Below are 5382 nucleotides of genomic sequence, written 5' to 3'. Positions count from 1 at the left end.
ACTTAAGCTCACTGAGCTTAACGTCGCCAGAAACGGTGTTAAGGTCGTGAGAAAGAGAATAGGATGTAGCAGCTACCGCAGATGTTGGGACACTTTGCAGCACATTATGTGATTGTGTTGAAGCCATTGCGGTCGATGATGCTACACCGAGGGCCAGAAGTACAGTAATGAGTTTTGTTTTCTTCATGATATGCCTCTTACCTAATTTAAAGTAACAGTAGTCGATATTTAATTACAAAAATACAGCTCAATGAATATAGTTCATGAGCATTTAGAAGTTCAATAACACAAATGAACTACTTGTAAATACAACTTGAGTACTATCTTTTTGATTAAGTAAGAGTAGATTTCTGCCTTGAAAAAATAAAATGCTTGTATTATTTTTAAACCATCAATTTTGGAAATGATGGATAATGAAAAGCAATTAACGCGCCATATCCTGAAAAATACTCCGAAGTTAGGGGTGAAGAAACTTATTAGCCGGTAAGTCATTAATGAGAAAGACTGATAAAAAAATTATTGTAATAATCTTAATATTGATAGCGGCAGAAGCCATTGTCACAGTTTTGGCAATGCAACCGATATCAATAAAATACAGTGAAATTTATTTAGAATGCAAAAATAGAACAGCTAACTGTTAAAGCTGAAAACAATATCATTCCCTGACGGAAATCTCAGATGCCTTACTGCTAGTTATTAGCAATTGAAATGAAAATGATAGTGCAACTGGGCTTGTCGTGTGGCTGCCTATAGCATCTAGTACAAATGAGTTATTACATAATAGCTCATTTGTACTATTGAACTTTTTGTGCTCATAGTTAATATTATGATAGTTAATATAAAAGTTAAGCCTGTGGCTTAGTAAGTTTTCCGTCAAGAAATTCAGATCTACAGTCACTCTTTAAACAATGCGTCAATCATATTTTCAAGGTGAAGTTATGAAAAAATTCAGTTTTATCGGCATTGGTATTATTATGCTAAGTGGTTGTTCTACAATGTCGCCAAACCTGGCAATCCCTATTTTGCAAGCAGATACAGCGAAGATGCTTGGTTTAGGATCTTCAGAAGAAATTACTGTCACAAATGTTTCTACATCCAAACCTGATTTATTAGGTTCTCAAATGATTTCTTACCGTGCTACCACAACTAAAGGGCGAATTTTAGACTGTGAAGCACAGATTATACCCGGTCTTCCATTGCAGGATCCTACTGTAACAACACCTAAATGCCAACCCATTAAAACTTATTAAATATATGTGACTCCTGTATCCTTGCGATGCAGGAATATTTTAATAATTAAGTTTTAAGTATGGTTGATGAATTAAAGGCCGTGCTCGTTTTTTTACGGCTTTCACAAGGTTTATAATAAATCCACTTTGGCCAATTCAAAGGGAATGTATCACATCTAAATTACTTCCTTCAGGTGTTTTACTGCAAAAAATTATCTTTTTATGATTTTAATGGCTTTTAAGATAATTTTCGGAAAAGAAATGAGCAATAATGGCTATGGTTGATTTTCTTTAAAATTGTTTGTTGTATTAATATAAAACACTGCCGCAGAAGAACGACTCGTTAATTTCAATGTTTTTAATAACTTTGAAACATGAATGCGAACAGTGAAGGGGGAGATGCCTAGTTTTTTTGCGATCTCTTTATTTGATTCCCCAGCCGAGATTAAGCGTAAGACATCTCTCTGCCTTAATGTCAGATTGTCAAATTCACTTCTATAATTTATTTCTCGGGAGGTGCTTTTATAATATACTACTTTTTCCCCTCTGAGTACTGAGCACAGTAATTCAATGAAAGTTGAGGTTTCAACATTGCTACAAATGAGTCCATCAATATTAAAAGGGAAGAGGCTTGATACTTTTTCCACATCATCACACATTGTTAATACTATTAGTTTTGCATCAACTAATGCTTCATTTAAAGTCGATGGTAAATTATTTTCCATTAAATGTGAAAGGCAGAGGCAGAATATTACAATATCGAACTTGATACCAGACTTCAGTTGTCTGGTAATATCATTTATGTTTCCCGCATAACTTATTTCTGCGTTAGGGAACACTCTAACTACTGTTGAGGAAACACCCTCCAAAAAAAAAGGATAGCCATTTGATATAACCATTATTTTCTGATTCATTTTCCCCTCACACTTCTTTGTTGAAGTTATATAAATCCCAGTGGCGCACTTTAATGTTCTTATGCGCGATTTAGTAATATTTAAATTAAAATATTTATAATTGAATCTTTGTCTTTCGATTGTATTAAAATGAAATCCCGATATAAGCCTGAGGGAAACAGAAAAGATAAGAAAATAATTTTAGAATTTATCATTTAATTATCTGATTTTTGTTAGTTATAATGCATTAGGAAAAAAAATTGAAAATTCTGCCTGCACGCATGTTGAGCAGGCAGAATAAGTTACATAATCCAGTCGGAAACAACCTTGTTACTTGTAAAATAAATTGTCAATGTTTCGCTACGATGTTCTGAATTTCCTGTCACTTTATCAGAAACAGAATTCATATCCTCTTTAGTATTCTGAGCAATTGTCGCACTTGTCACAGCACCACTTAGCGCAGAGGTTCCGGGAATTAAAGAAGCAGCTTTTGAAAGGAAATCCATTTTACCATCCCTGTGAAAACGCCACACATAACTACCGTCTGATCTTGATGTCTGATCGTCGGGTGTGCCATAGAGAGCCTTAACTTCGGACTCCGTTGTTTTATTACTTATGATATGAGAAACAACATAACTTCGTGAAAACTTATCCTCACCACTGAAAGAACTACATCCTGACATCAACAGCATAATTGAAAATACAATGACAGCAGACTTCATAATATTAACCTCAAAGGTATATCTGAATTAAATTCGTTTTTTCGTGATTGGTTTTTTAGCAAAAAATGTACATTTCTGCTTGCCATGAATATGGAAGCGTTTTTAATTGGTATTCTCCTTACAAGTGCAGAGTTACGTCAATTCCCAAAAAAAACAGATAAGAGCAGGACTGGCTAAAGCGTTGGTTCAGGTACTGGTATACTTCCGTCAATCAATTTTGCCCCGTTTGGTTTTTTTGGACAGCCACCTGACGAATACCATTTTGTTACTATTCCCTGCTCGACCAGAAACCGCCGTTCACAGTGTGAATATTCAGGAATATAATTCCACATGCTTGAATCGTAACCATTTACAACCCAGTTATAACTGTAAGCCAGTATGCTGCTTCCGTTACTTAGCGCCTTGCTGTTTTGTGGTGGCCCCCAGACCATTACCAGTTCATCTGCTGATGCTCCTACCCATGATGCGGAGACATCTCTACTTGTCTCATAACGTTTATTAAAAATCAGGTTGCCGAGCGGAGATCCCACACACCCTGATAATAGTAATAGGGGTATAATTAAAAAAACAACTTCATGCTTTCTCCTTAAAAGAAAATTATAATGCTCTTAATCGTTAACGATTAATAACGCACCTTTATTCTCATTCGCCGCAGCAGACTCCTTTTCAACAGGGCTCCCTTAGTCAGGAAAGTTAAGGGATGTTCTGCGGGGATTAAAAAAGGAATTTCTAGATAACTTGAATTCTGCGGAATGAATACATGTCCCGTAATGTGCAGAACTCAAATTCCTGAATAGTAATATTACCGGCCTTCGCTATCATTTCTCTCCATTCCCTGTTTTTTTCTCTGTATTCAATTAATTCCACTTGATCAAGAACGGCTGTCAGATAGCCCAGTGTAATATGATACTGATAGTCATCATGATCGTCGCGTCGTATGCCCGTCACTTCTGACAACTCATTCCTGATTTTTTGTAGCCGGTCACCGGTTGCCTCATCGGCCGGTTTAAGCGGTATGAATAAATTATCGGCCTCTCCCGGTAAAGGGGCATCAGAGTCAACAGTAAACTCCCAGGGGGCTGAAAGAGATGGCTGACGCGATATCAGCTTCTCTAAAAATTGCTTATTCAGGCTTTCCAGAGACAACTCCCTGGATATTCTGACGGGCCAGGGGCCGGAGCGGCGATCCCATTCATTCACACCGCCAAAAAGCGTAACGTGGTAACTGCTGGAGGGAACAAGCGCCAGCTTTCTGAAAAAAAGAGTTTCTGGCAGAAATCTCGATATATTCAGAATATTATCAAAAGTATCAAATCCCTCCCCTTGCTGTTCAAGGTGGCCCAGGAATGTATTACCCGCAAAAGGTAAGGGACACCCCGAGGGTGAAAACTTTCTTCCCACATCGGGGGCGTAACTGACAGCATCACGTGACATATCCCATCCTCTGTGACTGATATACCGGCCAGCGTACCTCTGCACACCAGAGCGACACTAATACGGCACTGCTATTTTTTAATATTGAGTGTGTAATATAACGGCAGCATTGCTGCACCGCGTGACGCACCCTCTTTACTGAAAGCAGAAGCTTCAATCTTTGCTGATGGCCGTAACGGCTCTAATCGTCCGCTTACTCTCCGCCTGAGCTCCTTTACCAGGCGGCCGACGATTTGTTTGGGCATGGCGCCGCCCAGTGTAATAACTTCAGGATCAAGCCACTGGATGCAGCTGAATATAAGGGGTTCCAGTTGTTCACTGACCCGCGCTATCCAGCATTCAATAACCTTATTCCCGCTGTCAGAGAGGCCGTCCAGTTCCTCGGAATTCAGACCGGCCTTCTCAAGAGTGATAAGTAAGTCTTTATAAGAAGGCCTCGGCATCTCGAGCGGGAAACTCATTCCAAGTTCTCCTGCATTCGAAAATCCCCCGCTCAGCAGTTTATTGTCAGCAATAATGCCTGCTGCAATCCCGTATCCGAGGTCAATAAGGACCAGGTCAGAAATATTGCTGTGATTACCGGAGTAATATTCGGCAATGACAGAAGCATTTACGATGTTTTCCACCCAGGTTGGGTAGGGTAACGCAGCGGAAAAAACCGCCTGAAGGTCAACCTCCCTCCATGTATCAAGCCATGCTACCGTCTGTCTTTTGCGCCCGTCTTTCTTAAGAAAACCTGGAACGGCGTATCCGATACCCAGTATTCTTGAGTTTTTTAATCGTTTTTTTCTGAGCGTATCGGCAACCATACGTACGACCTGATTAACCGTAAGTGAAATTTCCTGATTTTCAGGATGCTTTTCGTACACTTGTATGAGTGGTTTTCCGCTTAGATCAATGATGGCAATGTCAATAAAACCTGGGCTGAATGCAACACCAATTGAACAGGCTCCCCATGGATTAAGACGCAGCGGTAGAGAGGGTTGTCCGCGCTTGCCATCATGAACAGGTTCTCCTTCGATAATCAGTCCAGAGAAAATCAGCTCCCGACACTGCTGTGTTATGGCTCCCGGTGTGAGGCCTGACAGGCGGCTGAGCTCGGCC

At 39.7% G+C, this 5382-nt stretch carries 6 protein-coding genes; 1 reads left to right on the top strand and 5 read right to left on the bottom strand.

Going from position 1 to position 5382, the window contains the following annotated elements; all coding sequences use genetic code 11:
- Positions 1 to 187 (bottom strand): hypothetical protein (locus tag RAC60_RS21855; protein ID WP_375094343.1); only part of this gene is annotated, 187 nt, incomplete at its 3' end.
- A gap of 751 nt (positions 188 to 938) precedes the next feature.
- On the opposite strand from RAC60_RS21855, the gene RAC60_RS21850 reads away from it, so the two are divergent.
- Positions 939 to 1250, top strand: a complete 312-nt coding sequence (locus RAC60_RS21850; RefSeq protein WP_072208317.1) for a hypothetical protein — start codon at positions 939 to 941, stop codon at positions 1248 to 1250.
- 254 nt (positions 1251 to 1504) lie between these two features.
- On the opposite strand, the gene RAC60_RS21845 is transcribed toward RAC60_RS21850, so the two are convergent.
- The 4 genes from RAC60_RS21845 to RAC60_RS21830 form a co-directional block, all read right to left on the bottom strand.
- Positions 1505 to 2143 (bottom strand): LuxR C-terminal-related transcriptional regulator, encoded by a 639-nt coding sequence (locus RAC60_RS21845; RefSeq protein ID WP_375094341.1) that lies wholly within the window; start codon positions 2141 to 2143, stop codon positions 1505 to 1507.
- Positions 2144 to 2424: 281 nt separating this feature from the next.
- A complete protein-coding gene (locus tag RAC60_RS21840) occupies positions 2425 to 2844 on the bottom strand; it encodes a hypothetical protein (RefSeq protein WP_375094340.1) in 420 nt (139 codons plus the stop codon).
- A 729-nt stretch (positions 2845 to 3573) separates the two neighbouring features.
- Complete coding sequence (locus RAC60_RS21835; RefSeq protein WP_058707228.1) at positions 3574 to 4278, bottom strand: DUF1868 domain-containing protein; 705 nt, start codon at positions 4276 to 4278, stop codon at positions 3574 to 3576.
- Between the two features lie 71 nt (positions 4279 to 4349).
- Positions 4350 to 5382: ROK family protein (locus RAC60_RS21830; protein WP_375094339.1), on the bottom strand; the 1033-nt coding region annotated here is incomplete at its 5' end.

It is taken from the genome of Pantoea sp. BR_17, from assembly GCF_041955125.1.
GTDB lineage: Bacteria > Pseudomonadota > Gammaproteobacteria > Enterobacterales > Enterobacteriaceae > Pantoea > Pantoea stewartii.
This window is presented reverse-complemented; position numbering and strand designations above follow the sequence as displayed.